The sequence below is a fragment of the Rhizobium sp. B21/90 genome (assembly GCF_019355815.1).
GTDB classification, from domain to species: Bacteria; Pseudomonadota; Alphaproteobacteria; order Rhizobiales; family Rhizobiaceae; genus Rhizobium; species Rhizobium rhododendri.
The window spans coordinates 1,847,709-1,874,565 of the sequence record NZ_CP072162.1 but is presented as its reverse complement, the minus strand read 5'-3'; the positions used below and the strand labels follow the sequence as shown (position 1 = coordinate 1,874,565).

Below are 26,857 nucleotides of genomic sequence, written 5' to 3'. Positions count from 1 at the left end.
TACCAAAGGGGACCGGCATGGACGCTTTCGGGCGCCTGGATCGGTGAAGCAGATACGGTCAGGGATGGGCGCGCCACATCGTGGGCGACCTCCGTGGCCGGATGCACGAACGTGATCAACGGCAAAAAACTGGGAGAACTTTCACATGAAGAAGCTCATCGCTTCCGTTATATTCGCAGCAGGTACCTATGCGCTCGCAGGCTCGGCAAGTGCAGCGGAGTGCGGCGACATCTCTATCGCCGAAATGAACTGGGCCTCCGCCGGCGTCGCTGCGCAGGTCGACAAGATCATTCTCGAAAACGGCTATGGCTGCAAGGTATCGCTGGTGACCGGCGACACCCAGCCGACATTCACCTCGATGAACGAAAAGGGACAGCCGGATATCGCCCCGGAACTCTGGGTCAACGCCGTTCGGACCGCGCTCGACAAGGCCACCGCCGAAGGTCGCCTGATCGAGGCTGCCCCGCTGCTCAGCGACGGCGGTGTCGAAGGCTGGTGGATACCGAAATTCCTCGCAGACGCCCATCCGGACATCAAGACCGTGCAGGATGCCCTGAAGCATCCAGAGCTGTTCCCTGCCCCGGAAGACAAGACCAAGGGCGCCGTCTACAACTGCCCGTCGGGTTGGAACTGCCAGATCTCGACCGCCAACCTCTACAAGGCGCTTGGCGCCGAGAAGGAAGGTTTTGCGCTGGTCGATACGGGCTCGGCAGCCGGCCTCGACGGTTCGATCGCCAATGCCTTCGAGAAGAAGACCGGCTGGCTCGGATACTATTGGGCACCGACCGCGATCCTCGGAAAGTACGAAATGGTCAAGCTGAGCTTCGGCGTTCCTCATGACAAGAAGGAATGGGATGCCTGCACCTCGCAGCAGGATTGCGCGGCCCCCAAGGTCAATTCCTATCCTGTCTCTGACGTCTTTACCGTCGTCACCAAGTCCTTTGCCGAAAAGGCCGGCGTTGCCATGGACTACGTCAAGACCCGCAAATGGGACAACGGCACCGTCGGCAAGGTGCTGGCCTGGATGACGGACAACCAGGGCACCAACGAAGACGGCGCGAAGTACTTCCTCAAGACCTATCCGGACATGTGGACCAAGTGGGTGGCTCCCGATGTCGCGACGAAGGTCAAGGCTTCGATCTGAACGATGCGACGGCAGGCCGGAAGGCCTGCCCTCACCTCTCGCCGCTGCAAGGATCGCGTCTCCCCATTGGAAGCGCATGCACCGAGGGGGTCACGCGACCACACTGCATCCGCCTGAAGGCGGACAGGCGAGCAGACTGAGAACCGGCATCAGCACTACACCACGGACGGCAATCTTGATAGCCACACGGATTGCGCGTCACTGCCCCGATAAAAAGGGCCCGGATAAAAAGGGGAATGTGATGGCTCTGCAATGTAGTTTTCTGCCGAATTTCCTGTGTAACTTCCCGGCGATCAACGACACGATCATCCGCGAAGGCCGCAAGAACATCGACGACGGCTTTCGCGGCATGGTGCGCTCCTGGGGCGCTGTGATCGACATCGTCGTCCAGCCGCTGCAATGGTTCCTGAACTACCTCGAGTGGCTGTTCACCAACACGCCTTGGTTCATCATCCTCGCGGTCATGATGGCCATCGTCTATCTCGCCAGCCGCAATATCAAGATCGTCATCGGCACCGCCATCTCCATGGCCCTGATCGGCGTTTTTGGGCTGTGGAACGATACGATGATCACACTCGCGATGGTCACCGTCTGCACCCTGATCGCCATCGTCATCGGCCTGCCGATCGGCATCCTCATGGCACGCTCCGACCGTCTGCAATCGGTGATCAATCCGACGCTCGACGTCATGCAGACCATGCCGAGCTTCGTCTACCTCATCCCGGTCGTCGTCATCTTCGGTATCGGCAAGGTGCCAGGCCTGATCGCTGTGGTGATCTACGCCGTGCCGCCGATGATCCGCCTTACCAACCTCGGGATACGACTGGTCGACAAGGAAGTGCTGGAGGCAGCAGATGCTTTCGGATCCTCCCACACCCAGAAGCTCTTCAATGTGCAGATCCCGCTGGCACTGCCGACCATCATGGCCGGCATCAACCAGACCATCATGATGTCGCTTGCCATGGTTGTCGTCGCCTCGATGGTCGGGGTGGGCGGTCTCGGCAAGAACACGCTGCAGGCGATCAACAACCAGTTCTTCACGGTTGGCTTCCTCAACGGCTTTGCGCTCGTCGCCATCGCCATCATTTTCGACCGTACCAGCCAGGCATACGGCAGGCGGCTGCAGAAACATTCGGAGGTGGTCCATGGCTAGTCACGCGATAGAGATCAAGAACCTCTACAAGATCTTCGGCCCCCGCGGCCGCGAGTACGTCGAGCAGGTGAAAAACGGCCTCGGCAAGACCGAACTCAACGTCAAGCACGGCCATGTGCTCGGGCTGCAGGACATCAACATCAACATGCCGGCCGGCGCCATCACCGTGGTCATGGGTCTCTCCGGCTCCGGCAAGTCGACGCTGATCCGCCATATCAACCGGCTGATCGACCCGACCGCCGGCGAGGTGCTCTACGACGGCGTCGACGTCTGCAAGATGACCGAGAGCGCGCTGCGCGAATTCCGACGCCACAAGACGGCGATGGTGTTCCAGAAGTTCGCGCTGCTTCCCCACCGCACTGTGATCGAAAACACCGTCTACGGCCTCGAGATCCAGGGGGTGCCACGCGCGGAGGCGCAGAAGAAGGGCCGCCACTGGATTGCACGCGTAGGCCTCGATGGCTTCGAGAACCACTTTCCGAACCAGCTGTCGGGCGGCATGCAGCAGCGCGTCGGGCTTGCGCGGGCGCTGACCAATGACGCCGATATCCTGTTGATGGACGAAGCCTACTCGGCGCTCGATCCGCTGATCCGCGTCGATATGCAAAGCGTGCTGCTCGACTTGCAGAAGGAACTGAAGAAGACCGTCGTCTTTATCACCCACGATCTCGACGAGGCGTTGCGGCTCGGCGACAGGATCGCCATCCTGCGCGACGGCAAGGTCATCCAGCAGGGCTCCGGCCAGGACATCGTCCTGCAGCCCGCCGATGAATATATCAGCGCCTTCGTCAAGGAAGTGAACCGCGGACGGGTCATCAAGGTGCAAACGGTGATGAAGCCGATCTCCGGCGAAGGCTCGTCTATGCGCCTTGCGGGCGACATGACACTGGAGATGGCTGCGCGCCAGATGACCGGCGCCAACCAGACGGTGGCCATGGTGGTCGACGCAGCCGGCAAGCCGATCGGCTCGCTCGATCTGCACAGCATCATCCTGGCGATGGTGACGCCGACCAGCCACACCGTCCCGGAAGCAAAAGCGGCGGCCTGACGCCGCCGCTGACGATTTACGATTGAACAGACGCGATCAAGCGGCCCGCAGCAATGCGGCGCCACTTCTCGCTGTTACTTTCCGCCGCCAAAGGCACGGCCCTCGGCGAAGTGCGGCATGACCATGCTGTCGAAGGTCTTCAATGCCGCGCCGATGGCCTGGTGCATGTCGAGATAGCGGTAGGTACCGAGCCGGCCGCCGAAATGCACATTGGCCTCCGCATCCGCCCGTGCGCGGTAGCGCAGGAACACATCCTTGTCCTGGCGCGTGTCGATCGGATAATAGGGCTCGTCCTTGCGCTGTGCGGAACGCGAATATTCGCGCACGACGACTGTCTTTTCGTTCTGGTAGTTCCGCTCCGGATTGAAGTGGCGGAATTCGAGGATGCGGGTAAAGGGCACATCCTCGTCGGCGTAATTCATGACCGCCGTTCCCTGAAAATCGCCGACATCCAGCGTCTGCTGTTCGAAATCGATCGTCCGCCACCCAAGCTCGCCCTCGGAATAATCGAAATAGCGATCGATCGGGCCGGTGTAGATGATCGGCAGCCCAGCCGGCAGCTGGGACTTGATGTCGAAGAAATCGGTACCGAGCATCGTCTGGATATGCGGCGAGGCCAGCATGCGATCAAAGATGGCGGTGTAGCCGTCTTTCGGCAGGCCCTCATAGGCATCGTTGAAATAGCGGTTCTCGAAATTGTAGCGCACCGGCAGCCGGGTGATGATGTGTTCAGGCAGGTCGCGCGGGTCCGTCTGCCACTGCTTGGCCGTGTAGCCGCGAATAAATGCTTCGTAGAGCGGCCGGCCGATCAGCGAGATCGCCTTTTCCTCGAGGTTGGAAGGGTGCTTGCCTTCCATCTCAGCCGCCTGCCCGGCGATCAACGCCCGCGCTTCGTCGGGCGAGAACCGCTTGCCGAAGAACTGGCAGATGGTCGCAAGGTTGATCGGCATCGAATAGGCTTGGTCGCGGTAGCTCGTGTAGACCCGATGCTTGTAGTCGGTGAAGCCGGTGAAGCGGTTTAGGTAATTCCACACCGTCTCGTTCGGCGTGTGGAACAGGTGTGCGCCGTAGCGATGCACTTCGATCCCGGTGTCCTTGTCGAACTCGCTATAGGCGTTGCCACCGATATGATGACGGCGATCGACGATCAGCACATTCTTCTTGAGGTCAGTCGCCACCCGCTCGGCAATGGTCGCTCCATAAAATCCGGCGCCGACGATCAGCAGGTCGATATTGGAAAAATCGGTCATAGTGTCTCAGCACCTTAGCGGAAGGTCCGCATCCCTTCATCGGGGCCCCGGAGGGCTGTCGGTATGGGGGAAGCGGTCACCAGTGAAACGGGCCCCGGGTGAAGGCCAGCGGCTTTCAAATCGATCGGATCGAAGCTGCAGGCCTTCCACCTTGGCGGCTTACCAAACGCCCTGCATCTTGACGGGCGTGTAGCGGTAGGAGTTGAACAGTGCGGCTTGCTCATCGACAGCCGCCTGAACATTGTAGGTAGCACCTAGAGGCCTCGTATGGGCCACCCCTACCGCATCGATGATAGCCATGCGGTTTGCAGGGCGACCGAGGAAAGCAGGCCAGAGATGGTCGAGGCCGTAGCCGGACTCCGCATCGCGCATCGAGCCGATGCAGATCTTCAGGGCAGCCTTGGAGAAGATCGGGCACATGATCTCAATGAACCCCTCGTGCCGCAAAATGCTGTTCGGCCGCTGGATCGTGATCGGATGGTTGGGGAAGCAACCCGGACCCTGCTTGAGCGACGGCTGCGCCAGTTCCAGCCCGTGCTTGCGGGACAGATGAAACATCCGATTGACGGTATCGCCATCGCAAAGCAGGTCGTCATCCGGGAGCCAGACGCGGTCGTAACCCCAGAGCGGGCTTCCCTCGTAGAACAGGTCGGAAATCAGCCTGAACTTCTTGCGCTTCGGAAGATGGGCGAGATATTCGAACGGGCTTTCGACGACGGGATCTTCGGCACCGTAATAGCCGACGCACAGATCCCAGCTGCGCGTCGCGGCATCCAGCCCGTCGAACCAGCGAGGATGCAGCGACTTAGAGTTGGCGGGGACAACGACGAGGTTGGGACGCTTAGGACCGTTTGCCGGCTGCACCAGGAACTTTGCGTTGCGCTCGTGCGACAGCTGCGTCGCAAACATCGGATGCTCGGGGTGAGGTGTCGACGTGAGCATGTAGATTGCAACAACGCCATCCACCACGCCCCTGCCTGCCAGCAATGCTACCTTCGACCCCTCCATGCGGGAGACATTGAAGACGATCGAAGGCAGACCGGTCTCGTCGATGAAGCACAAGAGGCCATTGACGACTTGCCAGTAATCCGTCGACGCATTGAAAAAATTGCCAACCAATCCGCCCGGAGCCAACACGAGGAACGGCGACAAGGTGCCGCGCTCCAGGTCGGCAAACTGCCAGAACGTTCCGGTTAGCATTTCTTCCGTTACCGGATCGGATTCGCTCAACCCAGCCAGAAAGTCTGAAGCTGTGTTTTCTCTTGTCGAAGCCAGCATATTCACTGTTTCTTCCCCTTCATGTCCCACCCCTGCTCGGTCTGTCCCGATCGTAGTTTCTTGAGTGATTTACGAAACTCGTCTCACTTCGTGGCGTTCGCCACGCATGTTGGTGATCGTCAGCGCCTTACCGTCTTCTGCGGGATCGAGCACGTCGACCATTTTGGATTGCATCCAGCCGACAGCTGCCCTGCCGTCCGTCATTGGGAACCAAGAGGCGACGATCTGCCCCTCGATGGTCACGGAGAAGTCGTTTCCGAAGGTCACCCGCTGGCCCGAATTTGTTTGCCACGTGCCGACGACGACACCGAGATACGGAAAGTAATTCGCCGCATTCGGCACGTTGGTGATGACGCAGACGAGCTGGTCCGGACGGCCCCGCCGGGGAATGATAGCGGCGATCTCGTAGGTCGCGCTGACCGTCTTGAAGAGGCCGAGCCACTGGCCGGGATGGAGCACGGCGCAATGGCTGTGACCGTCATCATAGCAGGCGATTACATGGTAGTTGAGACGGGCGCTGTCGTGGAGCTTGGCAATCAGGGCCGGCAGCGCATCCGGGGTGAAATGCTCGAGGACATCGGCAGAGCAGCAGATGTCGGCGCGCGGCAATGCATCCGTCAGCACGTTGGTGCTCTGGAAATGCACATTCGACGGCAACTGCCCGAGAAGCGGCGAACGCGCCCAGTCGAGGCCGATGACATTGCGGACCGATCCGGCAATAGCGCGCAGGAACCGTCCATTGCCACAACCGACTTCGGTCAGCGTTTCCGGCCGGGCCGACGCGATGACGGCTGCATGATCGACAAGCCAGTTATTGTTCTGGTAGCCGGCATCACCGTCGTGGAGACGCTGGTAGTCCGCCGCAGTAACGTTCCTGGCAGCGACATTCCGGTCGAGACCCGCCGCATATCCAGACTGCAGCAACTGGCTGTCGACAAGCCGCCTGGCATCGGGATCGGCACGCAGCGAGACAGCCAATTCCGCGAATCCGGCAAATGTAGCCCGTGCGACCTTGGTCATGATGTTGTCGCCGACGCTAGCAGCCAGACCGGCGCTATGCATGACAAATGCCGTCTGCGCGGCTAGGTCGTGCTCGATGCCCTGCCCCTGTGCAGCGACAATTTTTTCAGCGGGCGCGTTCCGCCAGTTGCCAGCCTGAGCTGCATTCCTGTCGTTGGCCTCGGCAAGCTGGGATTTGACGTTACCCAGTTCGCGCCGCAACATTTCAACATTCGCATGCGTCCTGAAAAGTTCGTCACGCTCGCCGGTGAAAATTGGCGGCACGTGCCGTACCCTGCCGAGCAGGGCCTTTTCGATGCAGCGATCGATGGTTTGACGGTCTTCGATCGAAAAACAGCAGTTGTCCAGATAGTAGGACACAAAGCGCGCTGCCCGGCCTTCCTCTGGCTGCGAGCGGTGGGTGAATGCTGCGTCGAGGTCAGCGAGCGATCCGCACGGAAAGCCGCCCAGTTCATACTCGCTGGATGCGAAAGTGAAGACCGCCTTTTCGTAAAGCAGAGCCTCCAGGCCAACGCCTGAATTGGCGACGATCACCGTTTCGCACTGCTCCAGATGCCGATGGATGGAAGCCGTCGATACCATCACATTGCGGTGCCGGGCCTGCACTTCGTCAAGGGTTCGTGTAACGAGGCCATTGGTGCATTGCGGATGCCGCTTGACCACAAGCAACCGCCCGGTGACATCGGCTTGAGCCGCGGCATGGCGCAGAACCTCGAGCGGATCGATACGACAAAACTGGGCGACGGGATCTTCGAGCAACTGCATCGGGAAATAGACAAAGGGGCGGCCTGCATCGAAAGCTTCGCCCGATTGTTCGTACTTCGACGTATTGCCGGCCCTGAGAGCCATCACCAGCGCCTTCACGCGGCGGCGGGCGGCCTCGGTATTGACCGCGTCGATACCTTCCGCATGCAGCTCCGGAAACCGCGCAAGTGAACTCCAGCCGGAAAAACCATTCTCGTCGAAGGAATACCAGCCGACGATCGGCGTTTCCTTGATGCGCCAGATATTCGGACCATCGCCGACCGAGTGATAGGAGATGGTGATACCGCCGTTCGGCGGGCGTCTTGGGGCCAGATGCGTCCCGAATGGCACGATGGAGAGATTGGTCGTCACGCGGCGACGACCGAGGCCTGCGCAGAGTTCAGAGAACATCTTGCGATGACGGTCCCCGTCGGCTTTGACGGTAAACCAGAATTCCGGAACCTCGAGGTCCACCGGCACAGACGCGACGTCCGGCGCGAAGGATCCATCCAACAACGGCTTGTTCGGGATGCCGGTATTCCAGGCAACTGTGGTGGGCATCGAGAATCCTTTGATGTCTGATCTGTTGCCAGAGGATTCCAGCATTAGCTTGCGCCAGCCTGTTCGGCACACGCATGGAGAGTCTCGAACCTCGCCTCCAGCCCCACGAAAGCAACCGCTTCTATCCAAGCGCAAAGCCTGCTGACTGGAGAACCCGATGTCCCTCAATGAACCGCTGATCCTGTCGATATGCGTTCCCACCTATAATCGGCAGTTCCTGCTCGAGCGGAACGTCACCTTCCATCTGGATGCTTTCCGGCGGATCGGCATTCCCTTCGAGATCGTCATCGTCGACGACTGCTCGACCGACGATACTGCGGCCTATATTGCCTCGCTCGCCGACCAGCCGGAGATCTCCGCCTTCCGTCGCGCGACGAATTCCGGCTTTCTCAGCAACTATGCCTTTGCCATGCAGCGCGCCCGCGGTCGCTATGCTGTGTTTCTCGGCGATGATGACCTGCTCATTCCGGAAAAGGTCATCGAATATCTTCGGTTGATGGAGGCGGACAGCGAGATCGGCGTCGTACAAGCTCCGTGGCTGCTGGTCGATGCGCGGCCCGGCGGCGGCGATATGTCGCCATTCTACCATGTCGCCTCCCCGACCAGGCATCGCAAGGGCGACTTCCGCGCCCTGCTCGATTTCATCATCAACGGCCATATCTTCCCCGAGTTCATGATCATCCGCCGGGAAGTGCTGCTGCGGTCGATCTCCAGCCCGACACCCTTCATTTTCTGGGCCTTCCTCTACACGACACGAGCTCTCGACAAGGCCGATATCCTGTTCATGCCGGAGCCGTTCGCGCGCGTCACCGCCGTCTCGGACGATCCGCGCCTGCAGCAGGGCAATAAGGAATGCATGTTCCAGTGGGACAGCTATCGGGGGGGGCTGGAATATCTCGCCTCGCAGGCGCTGCGCACGCCGGATCTCCCGCAGGACTACCGCGCTTCCCTGATGGCCCGCATCACCGGCTTTATGCTGCAGCGCCAGGCGGTGGCCTTGCGCCTGCACGTCTCGGCAAAGAACTGGGTCGAGGCCTACATCATGTATCACCGCATGGCTGTCTATCAGCCACAGCCTCTCACGGCCGATGCCTATGGCCAGATCTGCAAGCTCGCGGGCATCGTAACCGCAGCCACAGAGGCCGTCGCCTTCAACGGCGAACCGGCGATCCTCGATCCGGTTATCAACGATACGACGCTCAGCCTGCTGCCGGAATCGATCCAGCAAAAGCTTACCCGCGACCAGCGGACCGGAATGGACGGCGACCGCCCCCGCGCCTACCTGCGGTTCACGCCCGAATTTCCCGAGCGCCACGGTGCGAAGGATGGCGTTTTCGATATCATGAAATACATGGCGCAGTTCGTCTGACCCGCATTTCCCAGCCATTTGAGAGCATGACCACCATGACGACAGCCTTTGCCGACCGCGACGCCATCGCCGCCAGACTTTCCACACTGGCTGACGCCGACCGCTCCGTCATCGCCCTGATCATGGAAAATCCGCTACAGGATGTCAGCCTGATCGAGGGCCTGCACTGGCACCTGGATCAGGCCTCGAAAGCCAAGTTCCTCAACAGCATGAAACTCGAAGCGCTCGGCGAATGGCTCGGAAATGCCGCACCGGCCCGGCTGCAGATCCGCCTGTCCGAAGTGGCGAAATCCAGCCAGCACCCGTCATATGCGGCGTTTAGGGCAGGTCTGACGCGATCGGGCGGCCTGGAGCGCGCCTTTCCGAAGGTCTGAACGGCTTTCAGTCAGGCATCACAGCTGTCACGGCGATGATTGGCCCGAGCGGAAATGCGCTGTCTTCCCTCTGCCACTCCGGCACATAGAGGCTGGAGATGCTGCCGTCCAGGAACAGGGCGTTGCGGCAGCCGAGCACGTCGCGAAACAGCGTGGCGAAATCGTGAAAGCGCACCTCGCCGTCGGACACCACGAACACTGCTTTTCCGTCCGCATCGACACCGACACCATTGCGCCTCTTGAGGCTTGTGCTGTCGATCAAGAACGACGGGTGAAGCGCCCCGTCGATCACTAGCATCGGTCCCGATTGCGTGGCGTAGAGCGGCTCGATACCGGCGGCGGCAAACGCCTTTGTCTCCATGACGCCGACAGCGCCGGGCTGAATGTAGAACACGCCGTTCGGCAGCAGGCGGAAATTTCCCCAGCCTGTGCCGGTGTCGAGCGCCTTCTGCTGGCTGCCGCCCTCGACATAGAGACCGACCGGGCTCTGGTCGGGCTCGTACATGCCACCGTTCATGGCAAAGCGCAGCGATAGCCGGTCACGCGCCAGTGCATCGCGCAGCGCCGCGAACGAGCCGTATGGCTTTCCGGCGCTACCGTTGGAAAACAGGCGGATGTTGTCTTTGGCGGGGTCGAAGCTGCAGACGATGTAGCTCGCCCCGAGATGCTCCACCTTGCGGCAGTTGCCGCCGGTCACCGGTGTCTCGGCCATGACGGGCGTCGAGACGAGCCCTGCCAGAATAATCAACCATCGAAACAAACGTCACGCTCCCCGGCAACAGGCAAATTCAAGACAACAGATGCGGCGGCAGATAGGTGACTTCAAGGGTTGCTCGGTGCGCGTAGTGGCGAGCCCGAATAATGACCCGGATGATAAAGAGATAAAAAATAATAAGGTGTCGGCCGCGACATGCGTCGCAGCCGACAGAATTCGTCAGATTACTGAGCTGCCTTCTTGACAGTGTGGCCAGCCGTCTGGGTCGCGTTGACCGTGTTGGCAGTGTCCTTGCCCATGCCTTTAATGGTATTGGCGCAGGATGCGAGAAGCATCAGGGAAATGCAGGCGACGCCGACTTTTGCGATGACGGAAGAAGACATGATTAGCGGTCCTTCGTGAATGGGTTTTTGACGACAATAAGGCAGAAAGTAAACCTTCCGTCCCCAAAACGCGCCACATTGAAAAAGGTTCACATAAATAACGACGTGGATGCGGTGCCAGCCAAAAGCCCGTGAGACAGGGCCTCAGGCCGCCCGCGCCATCTCGCCGAAAGCGTGCCGGATGCTTTCCGCGACAGCCGCTATTGGTCCCGTGACTTCGCGCGCAGTCAGCAACCGGATATCGAAAGTCGTCAATTCCGGCAGCCCTTCTTTCGCGCCGAGTATAGCCATGTCTTCGGTGACGTAGGAGCGGGGCAGAGGCGCTACGGCGAGATCAGACACGACGGCCGCGCGTTGGGCAGTGGTATGGGCGCTGAGGAAGGCTACGCGATAGTTCCTTTTCGCCTGCTGCAGCTGGTGGATTGCATCGGAGCGCCATATGCAGCCGTCCTCCCAGATCGATATCGGCAGAGGATCCCGGCGATGGGCCGTGCCGCATTTCGCACCGGCCCAGACAAGCCGCTCGGTGTAGATGACGTCACCCTCCGTCGGAAATGGCCTCGTCGAACAATTGATGAGCGCCAGGTCGAGTCGTTGTTCCGCGAAGCGCTTCTTGAGGGCAAGGCTCATGTCGACCACGACGTCGACCATGATGCTGGGATAGCTCTGCGAGAATCGCTTCAGGATGCTCGGCAGCAACCGCTCGCCTATGTCGTCCGGCGCTCCGAGCCTGACGACGCCGCTCAGTTCCGGCATGATGAAACGCGACACCGCCTCGTTGGACAGCGCCAGCATGTTGCGCGCGTAGGAAAGCAGCATTTCGCCATGTTCGGTGAGGCTGACGGAACGGGCATCGCGCAGGAACAGGACGACACCGAGTTGCTCCTCGAGCTTCTTGATCTGCATGGACACCGCTGACGGCGTGCGATGTACGGCCTCGGCCGCCGTTGAGAAGTTGCCGGTCTCGGCAATCGCCACGAAGGTGCGAAGGACATCGTTGTCGAGCAACGGCACGGATCGGCGCAGCGGAACGTTCATCGACGCATCTTTCAATTTTTCTGATTTATATAGCAATATCATTTCGTTTTGCTGACTGTCAATTAGCTTCTATAGCATCGATCTCACCGCCACCTTGAACAGCAGAGGAACGAGCCATGATCCGCTCCTACCTATCCGATGTCATCGATCACTGGACCAACAGTCGAGACCGCGCGCTGCGCCAAACAAACGCTGCGACCCTCAGACAAATGTCCCACCTGCCCCCGCATCTTGTAGCCGACGTCAACGCCCGCGGCTTTCCACCCGACACCGCCCTTCCACAAATCGGAACAACGGCAACCGTCAACTTTTCTTATGGATGCTATAAAATCTATTCGTTTGAATGATGAGTGATACAGGCCCATATCAGCGTGGCCAACATCAACACAACCAAAAGGAGATCAATCATGACCACCATCAGCTATAGACGCCCTTCCCACGGGCGCCCGTCGTTTATCCTCTTCAGCGGCACGCTTTCCCGCCTGTCCGCCTACGTTCTTTCGCTGGCCGATCGCTGGTCTGAGCATCAGGCTGCCAGGCAGATCGAAGCGATGCCATTCGACATGCGCAAGGACTTTGGCTGGCCTGCTGCCGACATTTCGAGCGACCGCAAATGATGCGACAAAATACGACATTTCCGGTCGATTTCAGGGCGACGCTCGGCTGATTAGCAGCGTCGCCAATCCAACCTTCAGTAATATATTAATCGTTATATTTCATGGACTTATGAGTCTTACCAGATCCTATATCGTAAGCTTTTGCCTTGACTTTTTTTGACAAATCATAAATCTTTGACGTGACGCAAATAAGCCTTTGTGGCCATCATCTTCCATGAGACTGTCGCTTTCAGACTAATTTTCTGCTGAAATCGATATGAGGGACGCGGGCATGGTGGTAGCGCAGCATCAGGTGGAGCAAGGCAAGACGCCCGGCAAGAAACGCTCGATCGTTTTCTTCCTTATCCCGCACTTTACGATGCTGCCATTTGCGGCAGCGATCGAGACATTGCGCATTGCCAACCGTATGCTTGGCTATACTGCCTACAGCTGGCGACTTGCCTCGACCGACGGCGACAAGATCTATTCATCGAGCGGCATTGGCATCGAGGTCAACTCGTCGCTGGCCGATGAGCGACGATATCTGGGCGGAGAGAGCCGGCCCAGCATGGTGCTCGTCGCCTCCGGCATCTATGTCGAGGAGTTCCAGAACAAATCGGTCAATGCCTGGCTGCGAGAATCCTACAATCGCGGCGTCGCTGTCGGCAGCCTCTGTACAGGCGCCCATGTGCTTGCCCAGGCGGGGCTCCTGAACGGCAAGCGCTGCGCAATCCACTGGGAAAACCTGCCGGGTTTTGCCGAAGCCTTTCCGCAGGCCGAAGTCTATGCCGACCTCTACGAAGTCGACAGCAATCTCTACACCTGCGCCGGCGGCACGGCCTCGCTGGACATGATGCTCAACCTGATCGGCCAGGATTTTGGCGAGAATCTGGTCAACCGCGTCTGCGAACAGGCGCTCACGGACCGCGTCCGCAGCCCGCACGACCGCCAGCGTCTGCCGCTCCGAGCACGGCTCGGTGTCCAGAATGCCAAGGTGCTGGAGATCATCGAGGTAATGGAAAGTCACTTGTCTGAGCCACTCTCGCTGCTCGACATCGCCGACGACGCCGGCCTGTCGCGTCGCCAGATCGAGCGGCTGTTCCGACAGGAAATGGGCCGTTCCCCTGCCCGCTACTATCTCGAGATTCGCCTCGATCGAGCAAGGCACCTTCTGGTGCAGTCGTCGATGCCGGTGGTCGAAGTCGCCGTCGCCTGCGGCTTCGTCTCCGCGTCGCACTTCTCGAAGTGTTATCGCGAACTCTACAACCGTTCGCCGCAGCAGGAGCGGGCCGAGCGCAAGCTGACCATGTCAAACGTCCGCACCGGCGTCGTCATCTGAAGCCGGATAACGGCTACCGTCCCTCTTCCGCCGCCATCCTAGTGTCGGAGAAGACACGATTGCGCCCGCGGTGCTTGGCCATATAGAGAAACTGGTCGGCAGCGTTGAGATAATTCTCGAACGTCTCCTGGGCGTTGATCGACGCTATGCCGATTGACACGGTCACCGACAGCGCCTCGCCGTCTGCCTGGATTTTCAGACCGGAGATATTTTCGCGCAGTTCCTCGCAGAACTCGGTTGCGACGGATGAGTCCATGTCTGCGAACAGGATGGCAAATTCTTCGCCGCCGATCCGCGACAGGAGGTTGCGGCTGCCTTCCAGAAACGTCTGCAGCCGCGTCGCGACCGCCTTCAGCACCTGGTCACCGATCTCGTGACCGTAGGTGTCGTTCAGCCGCTTGAAATGGTCGATATCGAGGATACCGATGGATGGTCGTGTCTCCAGCCTGAGGCAGTCATTGGCAAGGCGCGGGCCCTGATCGAAGAAGTAACGCCTGTTATAGAGACCGGTGAGATAGTCGACCGAGGCGGCGGCGCGCAGCTGGCGCATTTGCGACAGCGTGTCGATCACCCGGCTGATCCGGTATTTAAGCTCTTCGGCAACGAAAGGCCGACGCAGGAAATCCGTGGCACCAGCTTTCAGGTACGCCGTTGCGGCCAATCGGTCGTCCGACGCAGATAGGCCGATGACCCGCAGGCGATCGGAATTCCGCCTATGGGTGATCTGCCGTGTCAGTTCCCATCCCGTCCCGTCCGGCAGCGCATCGTCGATCAGGACCAGCTCGATCTCGGAATACTGATCCAGCGCCTGGATAGCGGCAGCACCGCTCGCTGCTTCATAGACCTCGAAGCGCTGCATCTCGAGACTGTCGACGAGCATCTTCCGGGCCACGGGCATCGCGTCCACGACGAGCACCCTCGTCTTGCTGTTGGTAATCGAACGACGCACGGAAGCCACGAGATTGTCGGCTGCCTGGGTATTGTCCTTCAGTACGTAGTCGATAATGCTGCGCTCCATCAACCGGTCGCGCATGTCGATATCGGCCGCTGCTGTAAAGACGATGCTCGGGACCCTGTGGTCGAGGAGCATGTCGAGTGCTTCGCCGTAGGCAGCATCCGGCAGATTGAGATTGACGATGGCCAGGCTGAAACCGTGATCGCTGGCGCGAATCGTCGTTTCCAGCGTCTTCATGGATGTACAGAGCGTGACATCGAGATTGAGCTCGACGCGGAAACGTTGGGAGAGCATCGAGCCGAACATGCGGGAATCTTCGACCAGGAGAACCTTCTGGCCGCGTCTCGCCGCAGGGCTCAGGTCCCGCGAGAATTTTTCGAACAACAGGTCGCTCATTGCCGGCAGCCCCCCCGGCAATGCGACCGGCCCACATTCAATGCGGGCAGCGGGATAGTCAGCAGATCAAGACAGGGATTTATGAACACCGGGGTCCAACAGTTTGTAACTAGTCACCGCGAAGTGGGCATGAACGGGCCCCGAAGCGCCTGTTCTTTCTCAAGCATAGGCCTTCTGCTGGCGCATCGATTGGATCTGCAGCAGGGTATCGAGGTTCTGGTTGACCCTGCAGTAGAATTCCTCGTCGATGAACGGCCGCAATATGAAGTCGTTGCCACCGGCCTTCAGGAAGCGGGCCGACAGCAGCCGATTGGTCGACGACGACACGCCGATGATCCGCAGCTGATGCGAGCCGATGCTGGAGCGGATGCGCCGCGTCAGCTCGAATCCGTCGATGTCGGGCATGTTGTAGTCGGTGATCATCAGGCCGATGTCGGCATTGGCCTTGAGGATTTCCAGCGCCTTGGATCCGTTCTCGGCAACGCTGACGCGGAAATTGTAGCGCTTCAGGCGGCTGCTGAGAAGCGCGCGCGCTGTTGCGCTGTCATCGACGATCAACACGTGGTGGCGGTGATTGGTCAGGAAGCGACAAACCGATTCTGCCAGCAGGTCGACTGCGAAGATGTTGTCCTTGAGGATGTAGTCGACGATATCCTTGGCGAGCAGCGCGTCGCGCATTCCCTCATGGAAGGTGCCTGTGAAAACGATCGTCGGGATGCTGAGGTCAGTCAAGTATTCCAGCGCCTCGCCATTCTCGGCACCCGGAAGATTGATGTTGGAGATCGCCAGCTTGATCGGCTCGGGCGACTTGTCGTAGGCGAGCTGCAAATCTTCGAAGTTGCCGCAAATCTCGATCTCGATGTCGAAAAGCTCTTTCAGCCTCTTGCTGATCATCGCGGTAAAGACATGCGAATCTTCGGCCAGAAGTATGCGAGCCCCCGCAAAGGTCCCACCCGAATATTGCATTCCGGAAATGCCTAAAAATGCCATGACTAACCTTCGATGAGACCTCACTGACCGAAGAATAAGGCAAAGCATTTGAGTTTGTGTTAATTTTGCGACGACTTATGTAAATCGCCATTCAGCTGCAGCAAGTCTGCAGCATTACAGAGTAGATCAGGACTGCACTTCAGGTTTGCCATCGACTTTACGCCGGCTGGGCCTGGTTCGTGTCTCCGCTGGCACCGGCGCTTCTGGCGGCTGGATCGGCGGCTCGACGATGTAATCAGCCTTTTCGATGCTTTCAGGTAGCGTGGCTTCCACCCGCTGTCTTTCCGCGCGGCGGCTGATGTGCAATTCCTGCTGCGGATAAGGCATGTCGATGCCTTCCTTCTTAAAGCGCTTCAGGATGGCAATGCGCAGGTTGTTGCGGATAGGCATGCCATCGGAGAGGTCAGCCAGGTAGAACCGCATCTCGAAGTCCAGCGACGACGGACCGAAGCGGAGGAACTCGACGTGCGGCTCCGGGTTTTTCAGCACCTTGGGCACCGCCTTGACCAGTTCCAGCAGGATTGCCATTACCTGCTCCGGGTCGCAGTCATAGCTCACCGAAACCGGGATTTCGGAGCGCGCGAGCCTGTTGCGGTGCGTCCAGTTGCCGACCGACGCATTGATCAGCTCGGAATTCGGCACGATGATCGATTGCTGGCGAAAGGTCTCGATCTCCGTCGCACGGACGGAAATACGCTTGACGATACCCTCCGAAGTTCCGGAAACAATCCAGTCGCCGACCTTGAACGGCCGCTCCACCAGGAGAATGAGGCCGGAGACGAAATTGGACACGATGTTCTGCAGGCCGAAACCGATACCGACGGAAAGCGCACTTGCAACCAGCGCAAGGCTCGACAGATCGATACCCGCAGCCGAAATGCCGATCACGGCGGCAATTGCCACGCCGAGATAGCCGATGCCGGTCTTGACCGAGTTGCGGACGCCGAGATCGACCTGGCCACGCGCCATGACCGTGCCGTCCAGCCAGCGCTGGAACCAGCGGGTAACGAGGTAGCCGCCGATGAAGAACAGGATGCCGGCAAGGATACCGACGAGGGAGATCCTGATGCTGCCGAGCCTGATCTCGGTGAACAACCGATAGAAGAAGATTTCCAGATCCTGAACGTGGAACCCCCACGACAACAGGATGAGCGGGATGCCGGTCATCAGCGCGAACACATAGATTGCCAGTCCCGCCACGAGGCCCGCTTGGTCGAGCATCGCGGTGCTGATGCTCGCACGGCTCTGCAGAAACCGGCCGATCGATGTCTCGGGGAAATTCTCCTGATCCGATACTGCCTTGCCGAGCAGGATGCCGAGATACATGGTGACGAGAACGGCGCTGGTGACGATCAACTGCAGCGCGATAAAGCGGGCGAGCCCGACATAGCCAATCACCGCCATGAAGATCAGCGCGGCACCGATGACCCTCAGGATGATGGCGAGTCCGTGCGGCCAGCGGCGGCCCGGGGCCTCGGGATCGCCGCTTCTCGCAAGCATCGGCTTGCCGAACGACACCGCGATGAAGATCAGGCCGATGATCATCGCTGCAGAGAAGCTCTTCGCTACGGTGACGATGACCGGCGAGCCCATCGATTCGCTGATGCGATTGAGGACGAAATCGAGGCCATTGACGATGGCAATGGCGAGCAGGCACCAGCCTACGGATCGAGCGCCCTTGTTGGAGAGCTTCACGAGCCGCCAGCTGGGCTCGAACGGCGCAAAGACGGCGTTGACGAAGCTTGCTACGAAATAGACCAGCCCGACGAAACCGAAAACTGCTGAAAACACCGGCGCGATGTCCGGCCGCAGCACATTGAAAGTCTCGAGGAAAAAGAACGAGAGCACGAGGAAGGCAGCCACCGACAACGCCCGGATCATCGTCGACCAGAACGCGATGGAGAGCCGGCTCATATAGGAGGGAGCCTCGATCGTCTCGTCACGGAAGAAGTATCGCCCGAAAAGCCGGTACCCCCCGGCCATGAAGATCAGGGCTGCGGCAAGGGACAGGAAAACAGCGGTAAACAGCGGGATCCGCTTGAATTTCCAGACGAACGTACCCCAGCTCGAGAGGGCGTTGCGAAAGTTGACAGCCTCCTGCACGAGCGCCTGGCCGGCGTCGTCGAAGGTCGACAGCGAGAGTTCGGTACGGCGAAAGAGGGTATCGGCAAAAAGGCGCCGCCGGAGCTCGGTGATCTGACCGGACACCCGATTGGCACTGGCCGTCAGATTGTCCGCATCGCCCATCACGACGTTGATCTGCGCGATTGCAGACGTCAGCTTTTCGCGTTCCTGCGTGACGATGGGAGCCTCGGCAGGCTGGCCCTCTTTCGGAGGCGGGCCGATCTGCGTCAGTCGCGCCGTCATTTCGTCGGCCCGTGGCTTCAGGCGCCCCGAGATCTCGGTCGCGGCACGGGTGAGATCATCGGCCTTTCCGGCAAGGACCACCAGCGCATCGTCATCGGACGCGCCCTGTTTGACGCTATCCTCGAGGGAGGAAAGCTGTTTGCGAGCCTGGGCGATCTCGGCAGCCGTTCGATCCAAGCCGTTGGCCGCAGGCGGTTGCTGTTTTTGCTGGGCATCCGCCGACGGCGCGTCCGGCTTGGTCGCATCGGGCTTTGCTGCATCTGGCGTGGGCGCGTCAGGTGCCGCCGCAGGCGCTGGCGTTGTCTGGGGTGACGATGTCGCCGGAGCCGCCGACTGCTGTGCGCGTGCCGGCAAGGCAATCGCAGTCGCTGACACGGCAAGTGTCAGGAAAAGGACGGAGATCGAATTCAGAAGTGGTCGCAAGCGTCTTCCCCAGGTGAACAGGTCAGTTGGCGAGATCATCGTCATCGCTTGTAAAGCAAACCAAGGCGACAGAAAGGCAACATTCACAGCACTTGCAAGTCGCGCGCCGCATCGATCAGTCGATAGAGAAATTCAACATCGCCCGCGTGCCCTGGCGGTCGGGGGCGTAGAGAATGCTGGACTTCAGGCTGGATGCCATCGCCGTCAGGATCTTGGTGCCAAGTCCCGTGCCCTTGGCCGGAGCCGTCCGGTCGAAGCCGACGCCGTCGTCTTCGACATGCACGCGGAGGCCACCCTGGCCAGTCTGGTCGACAACCACGCGGATTTCACCGGTCTGGCCGGCGGGATAGGCGTACTTATACGCGTTGGTGACAAGTTCACTAATGATCAGGCCAAGCGTGATCACCTTGTCAGTCGACAGGATGACATCGTCGCACTCGACCTTCACGCTATGCGGCCGCTGCTCGTCGCGCATGGACGCCTCGAGTTCGGCAAGCAGGCTCTCCAGATATTCCTTTACCCGGACGGTACCGACCTCGTGGCTGGTGTAGAGCCGCCGGTGGACGCTGGCGATGGCGTTGATGCGGATCTGCGTTTCCTGCAGCGCGTCGATGGTCACCTGATCCTTGGTGACGGAAGCCTGCATGCGGATCAGCGCGGCCACCAGGCCGAGGCTGTTGGCGATCCGATGGTTGACTTCGGAGAGCAGTAGCTCGGCGCGGTCGCGTTCATGGCGGATCACCGCCTGGGCGCGCAACGTATCGCGTCGAAAGCGCGCCCGCTCCAACCCTTGGGCCAACGCTGCGGCCAACAGGTCGAAATAATCGGACGAAACGCCCTTCATGACATAGTCGTCGGCGCCGGCCTTCAGGGCCGCAACTGCAACGCCGGCATCTCCCGATCCGGTCGCGTAGATGACCGGCGGATGATCGGCACCGGAGACGATGCAGGGCAGCAGGTCCAGCCCCGTTTCCCCTTCGAGGAAATGGTCGAGGACAATCGCGTCAATGCCGCCTTCGGCAAGACGCGCCAGGCCAGCAGCGCCATCCTTCGCCAGATGAAGCTCGTAGCCGCGACGCTGCATGTTCTTGCGCGTCAGCACGCCGAGTGCTTCATCGTCGTCTATATAGAGAATATGGATCGCAGCATCCGCCGCAGCATCCAGCTCTATCATTCCACCTCCGGGATCTTCATGACGGCAACGAACATGCCGAGCTGCTGTATCGCATGCACGAACTTGTCGTATTGCATCGGTTTACTGACATAGACGTTTGCGCCGAGGTCGTAGCAACGGGCGATTTCGCGCGGGTCGTCGGTGGTCGTCAGAACGATCACCATTGCCCGCCTCGTATGCTCGTTGGCCTTGACCTTCTGCAGAATATCCAGCCCGCTCATGTCGGGAAGATTGAGGTCGAGCAGGATGAGGATGGGCTGCCCACGCGAAGGCTCGCCACTGCCATCCTTGCCAAGCATGAAGTCGAGCGCATCTCCGCCTGTGACGAAGGGCACAATCTCGTTGGTGACGCCGGCACGACGGATATTCTTCTCGATCAGCCGTGCGTGGCCTTCATCGTCTTCGATCATGATGATCTTGACGGTATTCGGGGAACTCATCATTTCGAATCTTCTCTTTTCAATCGGGCCATATCGGCAGCAATCTTAACTTCGAACGTTGTCCCCTGCCCCAGCTCGGAACTAACGGTAACATCTCCGCCGAGACGCCGGGCCAGCGCGCGAACATGGGCAAGGCCGACGCCGTCGCCCGGCATGTCCTGTCTGCCCGAGCGCCGGAACAGTTCGAAAATCCTCTCTTGGTCGCCTGCAGCGATTCCCCGTCCATTATCGCTGATTTCGACGCTCGCGAACATACCGTGGCGCCTGCCGGAAATGGAGATCTTACCGCGCCGTGAGGGGTCCAGGTACTTGATGGCATTGTCCAGCAGGTTGCCGACGATCTGCTGCAGAGCCAGCCGGTCGGACTGCACCTCAGGAAGGACACCCTGTATATCCACTTCGATCTCGGCCTCGTCCAACCGGTGACGGAGCGTACCCAGCGTGTCCTCGACCAGCTCCGACAGCTTGATCCGATCGCGTTGCAGTTCGCGGTTTCCGGCCCGCGCAAGCACAAGGATCTGGTTGATCAGATTGTCCATCCGACGCATCGAAGTCCGGATGAAACCAAGTGCTTCCGGGATATCCGTGTCGACTGCCTCGATGGCCGCACGACCTTCGATCGTTGTGAGATCGGCATTGTTTTTCTCGAGGTATGACTTGAACACCTGTGCGGCGCGATCGAGCTCCTCCGTGAAGCCCATGATGTTGACGAGCGGCGCGCGCAAATCGTGGCTGACGATGTAGGCGTAGGCCTGCAGCTCGTCGTTTGCCCTTTGCAGCCCTTGAGTGCGGGCGACCACTGTCTCTTCCAGCGTTTCGTTCGCACTGGCAAGCTGCAGTCGTGCCGCCTCGATCTGCCTATGGTGATCGCGGATAAGCTTGAACGCGCCGGCGGCTAGTGCCACGAGCAAGGCCGCACTGACGGCAATGATCGCCGAAAGTGACGTCGTCGATGCCCTGAGCGAGGCGATATGGTCGCCCGAATTGACGATGCCGCGCTGCTGGATGACATTGATCTCACGACGGATTTCATCCATCAGCTCGATCCCGACATTCGATTCGACCAACGCGATCGAACCGGCAGTGTCACCGGCGGAACGCAGGTCCACCGTGCGTTTCATCTCCGCGAGCTTTCGATCCATGAGGGATTTGAGATTGTCCAGCGAAGACTGGGGAACGCCGATCTCGAGCAGGCGCGGCGTGAGCGCGGCAATTTCGGCCGGGATCGACACTGCGGATTTCGTGAACGGCGCAAGATAACGCGCATCGCCGGTCAGAAGATAGCCGCGCTGTCCGGTTTCGGCATCCTGCGCCGAACTCAGAAGGTTGAGCACGCGATTGTTGAGACGGCTTGCATCGACAGCGCTGTCCGCCTCCTCCGCCGCACGACCGCTGAAATACAGAGCGCCGAGAACAACGAGGAGCAGGGTTATAGCGCCAACGGTCAGGATCGCAGGGATGGAGCTGGAAATCGATTTATTGAAACGTATCATTTTAGCTACGATGCACCCATGCCGACCGTTATCAGGCCAGGCCAGACGAGATGCGCCTGTAGCGACGCCACCGATCCCTTCGGGAACGCCCCTGGATTGAAATGGTTCCCAGGCCTCTGAAAAATAATCGATATTCGTGGCATCTCGTTAAGCCGCCTATTGGGAGCCCGGGGACGTGGTCTACCTAGCCCGTCACGGAAACAAGCGCTTCTTCAGCATCTAGCCCTTGCGTCCCGCTCGCCACGAATTGCTCAAGCGTCATATTGTCGAGGATCGTTGCGACGGCGTCGCGAACCACGGTCATCGACCTCCGTACCTGGCAGCCTGCCGGATCGGCACAGTCGTCGCAGGCTTCAAAGGCAGTACGGCTTGCACAACGGATTGGCGCCAGCGGCCCGTCAAGGGTGCGGATCACATGGCCGATACGGATTTCGGCCGCAGGACGAGACAGCGAATAGCCGCCCCCGGGGCCCTTCTTCGAGCGCAGCACGCCGGAATTTCGCAACTCCAGCAAAATCGCATCGAGAAACTTCTTCGGAATGTTGTTGCGCACAGCAACATCGTTGATGAAGGCAGTTTCGCCCGGGCCCAGACGAGCAAGATCGACCAACGCCTTGAGACCGTATTTTCCTTTTTTTGTCAGCATGAGATTCGTTACCTGAAGACGCACGACCGCAGCATCTCGCTGATCGGCAATCACGCAAGCTGCGTAACGCCGGGAGAGCGCGCGGGCAAGCCGATATCGCAGAAATTGCAGGCTTATAAGACGATAAAATTGCGTTTGGACGAGAGGCGGCCGCAACCCGCTAGATGCTGTGCAGGCGCTGCGTCGCTGGAAACATTGCACGGACCGTATCTGCAACGCCGGATGCGACGAAGACCGCGTGCTCCGTTACCTGCGGCAGGCCCATCAGTTCGCCGAATGTACCGCGCGCCAGCGGTCCCGATATGAACAGGGATTCCGTCGCCGTGCCGGACGTACCGATCGCTTGTGAATTTGCATTGCAGTCGAGACCGAGCCGCGTTGGGTCGTTCACCAGATAGCCTCGTTCGGCCAGACCTGCCAGGAAGGGCTGGCTGCGAAGGATGCCGCCATGCCCCGGCCCCGTTGTGACCACCACCGCATCGAAATGCCGCTCGACCCGCTGGCGCGACCGCCCGAGCCGTAGCACGCAGAGGATGCCATCTCGGTCGATTGCAACTTCGGCCACGGAGCCAGCCAGCACGGTCATTCGGCCGTCGGCGATTGCCTCCTCGCTGGCAGCCTCGACTTGCGGCGCGACACGGAACCGGTGGACGTCCCAGAACGGCCGAAGGTGACGTGCGATCCGCCGCCTCTCCCCGACCGGCAGGCCGCGCCACAGCGCCTCGCCATGGCCCCTCACCTGATCGATGACCGCATGCCAGCTAAGCCCCTCCCTGCCCGCTTCGCGAATGGCCGCCCGCACGCGTTTGAGAAGTCCTGATGCAGTCTGCGCAGGCTCGGAGGTGAAATCGCCGAACGGATCCTGCGGCATCGAAGGATGACCGCGCGATCGCAAGCCTCGGCGTGATACCGCTGTGATCTGTCCCCGATGGCCTCGCAGACCAAGCGCTGCAACGACATCTGCCGATGTCAGCCCGTTGCCGACGATCAGCACACGGTCGTCGACACCGATCGGGTCGAGCGCGACCCGCCGGGTCGGGTCGGCGACAAAGCGCGGATCTCCGGCAAGAACGCTGGCAAGCGGCTCCGGTGCGGACGGTGCCGGATGGCTGGTCGCAATGACGAGTATATCGGCGTCGATAACATAGCCTCCCTCGCCCGTCAGATGCCACCGGCCATTGAGGCGATCGGCCGAGAGCACGCGCTCGCGGACATGGCGGATGGAACCGCTCTCGACCAGCGGCCGGATCATCGCGTTCATGTAGCGTCCGAAAAGACCGCGCCTCGGATACAGGGCGCCGCTGGCTGCCAGTGCGTCAGGATCGTCGGCAAGAGCCTCGTTCGCATCGATCCAGCGCTGGAAGTGCTCTGGATCATCCGGAAACAGGCTCATGCGGGTGGATGGCACGTTGATGCGGTGGGCAGGCTCGACAGTGTCGTAGGCGAGACCTGCGCCAAGCAATGCCCGTGGTTCGAAGAGTACTATCTGTTGCCTGCCGAACAGACCTGTTCCCGCCAGATGGTAGGCAACCGCCGCCCCTGAGACACCACCTCCAACAATGGCAACAACAGGAATTGTCTCGGGCGAAGAAAGCATCAGCTAGTCCTTTTTATGCATCGCCTGCCGGAAGCCTAACTCTACTCCGGGCGTCGCGCGATCAATATACGCTGGTGGCGGCGTGACAAGGGAAGGGCTTCCCCTCATGAGACGGGCAGCGGAATGTTTTTTCGAGCTTTTCCGCAACCCTGAATTTTATTCATGACGACCCATCCAAAGAGGAGTACACTGGACGCTCTCTTGAGGAGGAGAAAAACATGGAAATCTTCAGACTGCTGACAGCATTCGACTACCTGCTGGTTGCTGTACTCTGCGGCGTATTCGGACTGGCGATGGCCAACGGAAGAAGCCATCGCTGATAAACAAAATCGGCCCGAAGATCTGAGGAGACCTTCGGACCGACCTACTCTCGATGCTCAAAGCGGCAAGCCCACATGGGCTGCCGGGCGAAAAGGGCTGAAGAAACCCTGCTCCTTAAAGCGAAACCTTGGCATTCTCGCCCATGTCGGGCTTGGCGCTCGACATGGCTGCGGCAATCATCTTGACGTAGCTGACGACGGTGCCTGGGCTATCCCAGTATTCCGCATATTTCGGCGTGACTTTCAGAACCCGGATAGACGGGTCCTCCGCGCTTTCCCACCAGGCTTTGGCGGGCGTCGAGAAAAGTTCGCGGATCCGCTCACGGTCGTTAGACACTTCTGCATCGCCCGTCACGGAAACATACTTCTGGCCCTTTGTGTCGGCAAAGGACAGGCCGACATTATGCCGGCGCTCGATTTCCTCGTCCTTGTGGCTAGCCACGTCCGTCAGAAAATAGATCGCATTTTCAATCGGCTCGAAATGGGCTGCCATTGGCCGCGAACGGATGTCCTCGCCGACCCGGGTGGAAAGCATGCAGAAAAGGATCTTCTCCATCAATTCCCAGGTGCGTGCGACCTTTTCGTTTTCCTGTGTCATGACATTTCCTCTTTTGACTAGATGAACGGCTTGCCGCCGGTGACTGCAATAGTGGTACCGGAAACATAGCTCGACAGCGGATCTGCAAGCATGACGTAAGCTGTTGCGAGTTCCGCCGGCTGCCCCGGCCGCTTCATTGGCGTCTGCTTGCCGAAGTTGGTAACGTTCTCTTCCGGCATGGTGGATGGGATAAGCGGCGTCCAGATCGGGCCCGGCGCAACGGCATTGGCGCGAATCCCCTTCTCGGCCAGCATCTGCGCCAATCCGCCCGTAAAGTTCTGGATGGCGCCCTTGGTCGTTGCATAGGCAAGCAACGTCGGATTTGGCATGTCGGCATTGACCGAGGTCGTGTTGATGATCGAGCTACCGGGGGCCATGTGTTCGACGGCTGCTTTTGTCAGGTAGAACATAGCGTGGATGTTGACCTTGAAGGTCAGCTCCCACTCTTCATCGGATATCTCCGCGATATCCTTGAAGGTATTCTGGTGAGCGGCATTGTTGACGAGAATGTCGATACCTCCGAGTTCGGATACGGCCTTGTCGATGATCGCCCGGCAATGGGCTGCATCCTGGATATCCCCGGGCACCAGAACCGCCTTGCGTCCGGCCTCTTCGACATAGTGCTTCGTCTCCGCTGCGTCCTCGTGCTCATCGAGATAAGAAACGAGCACATCCGCACCCTCCCGCGCAAATGCGATTGCGACGGCGCGGCCGATGCCGCTGTCGCCGCCGGTAATTACGGCGCGCTTTCCGGCCAGACGTCCGGACCCCTTGTAGGAGCTCTCCCCGTGGTCGGGCTTCGGATCCATCCGGGCCGTCTTGCCGGGGATGGACTGTGACTGCGTGGGAAATGGCGGCTTGGGATAACCGTTCATGGCCTGTCTCCTTTTGGTCGGCTTGGACCAGACTAACCAGCGTTGCGCGTCATGGTTCCCCACCGAAGTCTCCGAATTCAATCTGAAGGATGGCGGCACTGAAGCCTGCAGGCTGCGGATGAGCGTTCGGCAATTTGCCACGCACGCCATCGAACGGCACGGATCGGAACTTCAAGGGCCCGAATTTGTTTCTGAACATGACAATGAGAGGATCATCATGACCAACACCCTGCACAAGGCAGACGCGACCGGCAAGCTTGAGCTGGCCAACGAAACCGCGCCAGTTTCCTACAGCGTGACTGTCGCGACCGAAAAAGAGAATGGCAAGTTTGCTGTTACCCTGCTCGTCAAGGCACCCCGCGATTGGTTGCTAAAACGCGGCTTCACATCGTCTGCGACCCTCGTCAGGCACGATGGAGACCAGGTCGAACTCCATCATGATGGCGAACTCGACGTCGGCGAAGCAGTATCGGTCGAGTTGTCCGCAGTTGACACCTCCTGCTCCGACGACAGCGAACTGCAGCGCAAGTATCCAGAATTGCGCGGCTGAAGCCGTGCCGAACGGGAGGAC

The 26,857-nt window shown here is 59.8% G+C and carries 25 protein-coding genes; 9 read left to right on the top strand and 16 right to left on the bottom strand.

The annotated features are described in order from the left end of the window. The first annotated feature begins 145 nt into the window (after positions 1–145). The 3 genes from J5278_RS08910 to J5278_RS08900 all read left to right on the top strand — a co-directional run bounded on the left by J5278_RS08910 (position 146) and on the right by J5278_RS08900 (position 3,345). Positions 146–1,144: an ABC transporter substrate-binding protein gene (locus tag J5278_RS08910; RefSeq protein WP_209183987.1), complete on the top strand. Its 999-nt coding sequence runs from the start codon at positions 146–148 to the stop codon at positions 1,142–1,144. 241 nt (positions 1,145–1,385) lie between these two features. Next, entirely contained in the window at positions 1,386–2,297 is a 912-nt protein-coding gene (locus J5278_RS08905; protein WP_111222951.1) for a proline/glycine betaine ABC transporter permease, read from the top strand. Beyond that, positions 2,290–3,345, top strand: a complete 1,056-nt coding sequence (locus tag J5278_RS08900) for a glycine betaine/L-proline ABC transporter ATP-binding protein (RefSeq protein ID WP_142823100.1) — start codon at positions 2,290–2,292, stop codon at positions 3,343–3,345. Before J5278_RS08905 ends, J5278_RS08900 begins: the two co-directional genes overlap by 8 nt. 74 nt (positions 3,346–3,419) lie before the next feature. Here J5278_RS08900 and glf read toward each other — a convergent pair whose 3' ends face one another. The 3 genes from glf to J5278_RS08885 form a co-directional block, all read right to left on the bottom strand. Then, entirely contained in the window at positions 3,420–4,595 is a 1,176-nt protein-coding gene (gene glf, locus J5278_RS08895) for a UDP-galactopyranose mutase (RefSeq protein ID WP_209183988.1), read from the bottom strand. 159 nt (positions 4,596–4,754) lie between these two features. Then, entirely contained in the window at positions 4,755–5,873 is a 1,119-nt protein-coding gene (locus J5278_RS08890; protein ID WP_209183989.1) for a DUF707 domain-containing protein, read from the bottom strand. A 69-nt stretch (positions 5,874–5,942) separates the two neighbouring features. After that, positions 5,943–8,198, bottom strand: a complete 2,256-nt coding sequence (locus tag J5278_RS08885) for a hypothetical protein (RefSeq protein WP_209183990.1) — start codon at positions 8,196–8,198, stop codon at positions 5,943–5,945. A gap of 157 nt (positions 8,199–8,355) precedes the next feature. Between J5278_RS08885 and J5278_RS08880 the strand changes: the two genes are divergently transcribed. Both J5278_RS08880 and J5278_RS08875 read left to right on the top strand, forming a co-directional pair. After that, complete coding sequence (locus tag J5278_RS08880; protein WP_209183991.1) at positions 8,356–9,567, top strand: glycosyltransferase family 2 protein; 1,212 nt, start codon at positions 8,356–8,358, stop codon at positions 9,565–9,567. Between the two features lie 35 nt (positions 9,568–9,602). Then, the gene (locus J5278_RS08875; protein ID WP_209184132.1) at positions 9,603–9,941 is read left to right on the top strand and encodes a hypothetical protein; all 339 of its coding nucleotides are present in this window, start codon (positions 9,603–9,605) and stop codon (positions 9,939–9,941) included. Positions 9,942–9,948: 7 nt separating this feature from the next. Here J5278_RS08875 and J5278_RS08870 read toward each other — a convergent pair whose 3' ends face one another. The 3 genes from J5278_RS08870 to J5278_RS08860 form a co-directional block, all read right to left on the bottom strand. Further along, the gene (locus J5278_RS08870; RefSeq protein ID WP_209184133.1) at positions 9,949–10,653 is read right to left on the bottom strand and encodes a phosphodiester glycosidase family protein; all 705 of its coding nucleotides are present in this window, start codon (positions 10,651–10,653) and stop codon (positions 9,949–9,951) included. Between the two features lie 227 nt (positions 10,654–10,880). After that, positions 10,881–11,039: an entericidin gene (locus tag J5278_RS08865; protein WP_142823106.1), complete on the bottom strand. Its 159-nt coding sequence runs from the start codon at positions 11,037–11,039 to the stop codon at positions 10,881–10,883. A gap of 144 nt (positions 11,040–11,183) precedes the next feature. Next, positions 11,184–12,119 (bottom strand): LysR family transcriptional regulator, encoded by a 936-nt coding sequence (locus J5278_RS08860; RefSeq protein WP_209183992.1) that lies wholly within the window; start codon positions 12,117–12,119, stop codon positions 11,184–11,186. A 74-nt stretch (positions 12,120–12,193) separates the two neighbouring features. On the opposite strand from J5278_RS08860, the gene J5278_RS08855 reads away from it, so the two are divergent. The 3 genes from J5278_RS08855 (at position 12,194) to J5278_RS08845 (ending at position 14,012) form a co-directional block, all read left to right on the top strand. Then, entirely contained in the window at positions 12,194–12,424 is a 231-nt protein-coding gene (locus tag J5278_RS08855; RefSeq protein ID WP_209183993.1) for a hypothetical protein, read from the top strand. 60 nt (positions 12,425–12,484) lie between these two features. Next, a complete protein-coding gene (locus tag J5278_RS08850) occupies positions 12,485–12,694 on the top strand; it encodes a hypothetical protein (protein WP_142823109.1) in 210 nt (69 codons plus the stop codon). A 271-nt stretch (positions 12,695–12,965) separates the two neighbouring features. Continuing rightward, positions 12,966–14,012 (top strand): GlxA family transcriptional regulator, encoded by a 1,047-nt coding sequence (locus J5278_RS08845; RefSeq protein WP_142823110.1) that lies wholly within the window; start codon positions 12,966–12,968, stop codon positions 14,010–14,012. A gap of 13 nt (positions 14,013–14,025) precedes the next feature. Here J5278_RS08845 and J5278_RS08840 read toward each other — a convergent pair whose 3' ends face one another. The 10 genes from J5278_RS08840 to J5278_RS08795 all read right to left on the bottom strand — a co-directional run bounded on the left by J5278_RS08840 (position 14,026) and on the right by J5278_RS08795 (position 26,286). After that, positions 14,026–15,363, bottom strand: a complete 1,338-nt coding sequence (locus J5278_RS08840) for a diguanylate cyclase (protein ID WP_247749106.1) — start codon at positions 15,361–15,363, stop codon at positions 14,026–14,028. 159 nt (positions 15,364–15,522) lie between these two features. Further along, a complete protein-coding gene (locus tag J5278_RS08835) occupies positions 15,523–16,353 on the bottom strand; it encodes a response regulator (RefSeq protein ID WP_142823112.1) in 831 nt (276 codons plus the stop codon). A 126-nt stretch (positions 16,354–16,479) separates the two neighbouring features. Continuing rightward, positions 16,480–19,182: a mechanosensitive ion channel family protein gene (locus J5278_RS08830; protein WP_209183994.1), complete on the bottom strand. Its 2,703-nt coding sequence runs from the start codon at positions 19,180–19,182 to the stop codon at positions 16,480–16,482. Positions 19,183–19,258: 76 nt separating this feature from the next. Further along, positions 19,259–20,317 (bottom strand): histidine kinase dimerization/phosphoacceptor domain -containing protein, encoded by a 1,059-nt coding sequence (locus tag J5278_RS08825; protein ID WP_142823114.1) that lies wholly within the window; start codon positions 20,315–20,317, stop codon positions 19,259–19,261. Further along, positions 20,314–20,760: a response regulator gene (locus J5278_RS08820; protein WP_374108266.1), complete on the bottom strand. Its 447-nt coding sequence runs from the start codon at positions 20,758–20,760 to the stop codon at positions 20,314–20,316. The genes J5278_RS08825 and J5278_RS08820 overlap by 4 nt, the downstream gene beginning before the upstream one ends. Further along, positions 20,757–22,250, bottom strand: a complete 1,494-nt coding sequence (locus tag J5278_RS08815; RefSeq protein ID WP_209183995.1) for a CHASE3 domain-containing protein — start codon at positions 22,248–22,250, stop codon at positions 20,757–20,759. The genes J5278_RS08820 and J5278_RS08815 overlap by 4 nt, the downstream gene beginning before the upstream one ends. A gap of 184 nt (positions 22,251–22,434) precedes the next feature. After that, complete coding sequence (locus J5278_RS08810) at positions 22,435–22,896, bottom strand: Rrf2 family transcriptional regulator (protein WP_209183996.1); 462 nt, start codon at positions 22,894–22,896, stop codon at positions 22,435–22,437. Positions 22,897–23,056: 160 nt separating this feature from the next. Continuing rightward, a complete protein-coding gene (locus J5278_RS08805; RefSeq protein WP_209183997.1) occupies positions 23,057–24,493 on the bottom strand; it encodes an FAD/NAD(P)-binding protein in 1,437 nt (478 codons plus the stop codon). A 435-nt stretch (positions 24,494–24,928) separates the two neighbouring features. Further along, positions 24,929–25,411 (bottom strand): pyridoxamine 5'-phosphate oxidase family protein, encoded by a 483-nt coding sequence (locus J5278_RS08800; protein ID WP_142823118.1) that lies wholly within the window; start codon positions 25,409–25,411, stop codon positions 24,929–24,931. A 17-nt stretch (positions 25,412–25,428) separates the two neighbouring features. Beyond that, the gene (locus tag J5278_RS08795; RefSeq protein ID WP_209183998.1) at positions 25,429–26,286 is read right to left on the bottom strand and encodes an SDR family oxidoreductase; all 858 of its coding nucleotides are present in this window, start codon (positions 26,284–26,286) and stop codon (positions 25,429–25,431) included. A 217-nt stretch (positions 26,287–26,503) separates the two neighbouring features. Between J5278_RS08795 and J5278_RS08790 the strand changes: the two genes are divergently transcribed. Beyond that, on the top strand, positions 26,504–26,836 hold the full coding sequence (locus J5278_RS08790; protein ID WP_209183999.1) for a hypothetical protein: 333 nt from the start codon (positions 26,504–26,506) through the stop codon (positions 26,834–26,836). Positions 26,837–26,857 lie beyond the last annotated feature (21 nt).

Coding starts and splice junctions, on each gene's coding strand:
- J5278_RS08910 (WP_209183987.1), top strand. CDS start 146: ATGAAGAAGCTCATCGCTTCCGTTATATTCGCAGCAGGTACCTATGCG.
- J5278_RS08905 (WP_111222951.1), top strand. CDS start 1,386: ATGGCTCTGCAATGTAGTTTTCTGCCGAATTTCCTGTGTAACTTCCCG.
- J5278_RS08900 (WP_142823100.1), top strand. CDS start 2,290: ATGGCTAGTCACGCGATAGAGATCAAGAACCTCTACAAGATCTTCGGC.
- glf (WP_209183988.1), bottom strand. CDS start 4,595: ATGACCGATTTTTCCAATATCGACCTGCTGATCGTCGGCGCCGGATTT.
- J5278_RS08890 (WP_209183989.1), bottom strand. CDS start 5,873: ATGCTGGCTTCGACAAGAGAAAACACAGCTTCAGACTTTCTGGCTGGG.
- J5278_RS08885 (WP_209183990.1), bottom strand. CDS start 8,198: ATGCCCACCACAGTTGCCTGGAATACCGGCATCCCGAACAAGCCGTTG.
- J5278_RS08880 (WP_209183991.1), top strand. CDS start 8,356: ATGTCCCTCAATGAACCGCTGATCCTGTCGATATGCGTTCCCACCTAT.
- J5278_RS08875 (WP_209184132.1), top strand. CDS start 9,603: ATGACGACAGCCTTTGCCGACCGCGACGCCATCGCCGCCAGACTTTCC.
- J5278_RS08870 (WP_209184133.1), bottom strand. CDS start 10,653: ATGGCCGAGACACCGGTGACCGGCGGCAACTGCCGCAAGGTGGAGCAT.
- J5278_RS08865 (WP_142823106.1), bottom strand. CDS start 11,039: ATGTCTTCTTCCGTCATCGCAAAAGTCGGCGTCGCCTGCATTTCCCTG.
- J5278_RS08860 (WP_209183992.1), bottom strand. CDS start 12,119: ATGATATTGCTATATAAATCAGAAAAATTGAAAGATGCGTCGATGAAC.
- J5278_RS08855 (WP_209183993.1), top strand. CDS start 12,194: ATGATCCGCTCCTACCTATCCGATGTCATCGATCACTGGACCAACAGT.
- J5278_RS08850 (WP_142823109.1), top strand. CDS start 12,485: ATGACCACCATCAGCTATAGACGCCCTTCCCACGGGCGCCCGTCGTTT.
- J5278_RS08845 (WP_142823110.1), top strand. CDS start 12,966: ATGGTGGTAGCGCAGCATCAGGTGGAGCAAGGCAAGACGCCCGGCAAG.
- J5278_RS08840 (WP_247749106.1), bottom strand. CDS start 15,363: ATGAGCGACCTGTTGTTCGAAAAATTCTCGCGGGACCTGAGCCCTGCG.
- J5278_RS08835 (WP_142823112.1), bottom strand. CDS start 16,353: ATGGCATTTTTAGGCATTTCCGGAATGCAATATTCGGGTGGGACCTTT.
- J5278_RS08830 (WP_209183994.1), bottom strand. CDS start 19,182: ATGATCTCGCCAACTGACCTGTTCACCTGGGGAAGACGCTTGCGACCA.
- J5278_RS08825 (WP_142823114.1), bottom strand. CDS start 20,317: ATGATAGAGCTGGATGCTGCGGCGGATGCTGCGATCCATATTCTCTAT.
- J5278_RS08820 (WP_374108266.1), bottom strand. CDS start 20,760: ATGATGAGTTCCCCGAATACCGTCAAGATCATCATGATCGAAGACGAT.
- J5278_RS08815 (WP_209183995.1), bottom strand. CDS start 22,250: ATGATACGTTTCAATAAATCGATTTCCAGCTCCATCCCTGCGATCCTG.
- J5278_RS08810 (WP_209183996.1), bottom strand. CDS start 22,896: ATGCTGACAAAAAAAGGAAAATACGGTCTCAAGGCGTTGGTCGATCTT.
- J5278_RS08805 (WP_209183997.1), bottom strand. CDS start 24,493: ATGCTTTCTTCGCCCGAGACAATTCCTGTTGTTGCCATTGTTGGAGGT.
- J5278_RS08800 (WP_142823118.1), bottom strand. CDS start 25,411: ATGACACAGGAAAACGAAAAGGTCGCACGCACCTGGGAATTGATGGAG.
- J5278_RS08795 (WP_209183998.1), bottom strand. CDS start 26,286: ATGAACGGTTATCCCAAGCCGCCATTTCCCACGCAGTCACAGTCCATC.
- J5278_RS08790 (WP_209183999.1), top strand. CDS start 26,504: ATGACCAACACCCTGCACAAGGCAGACGCGACCGGCAAGCTTGAGCTG.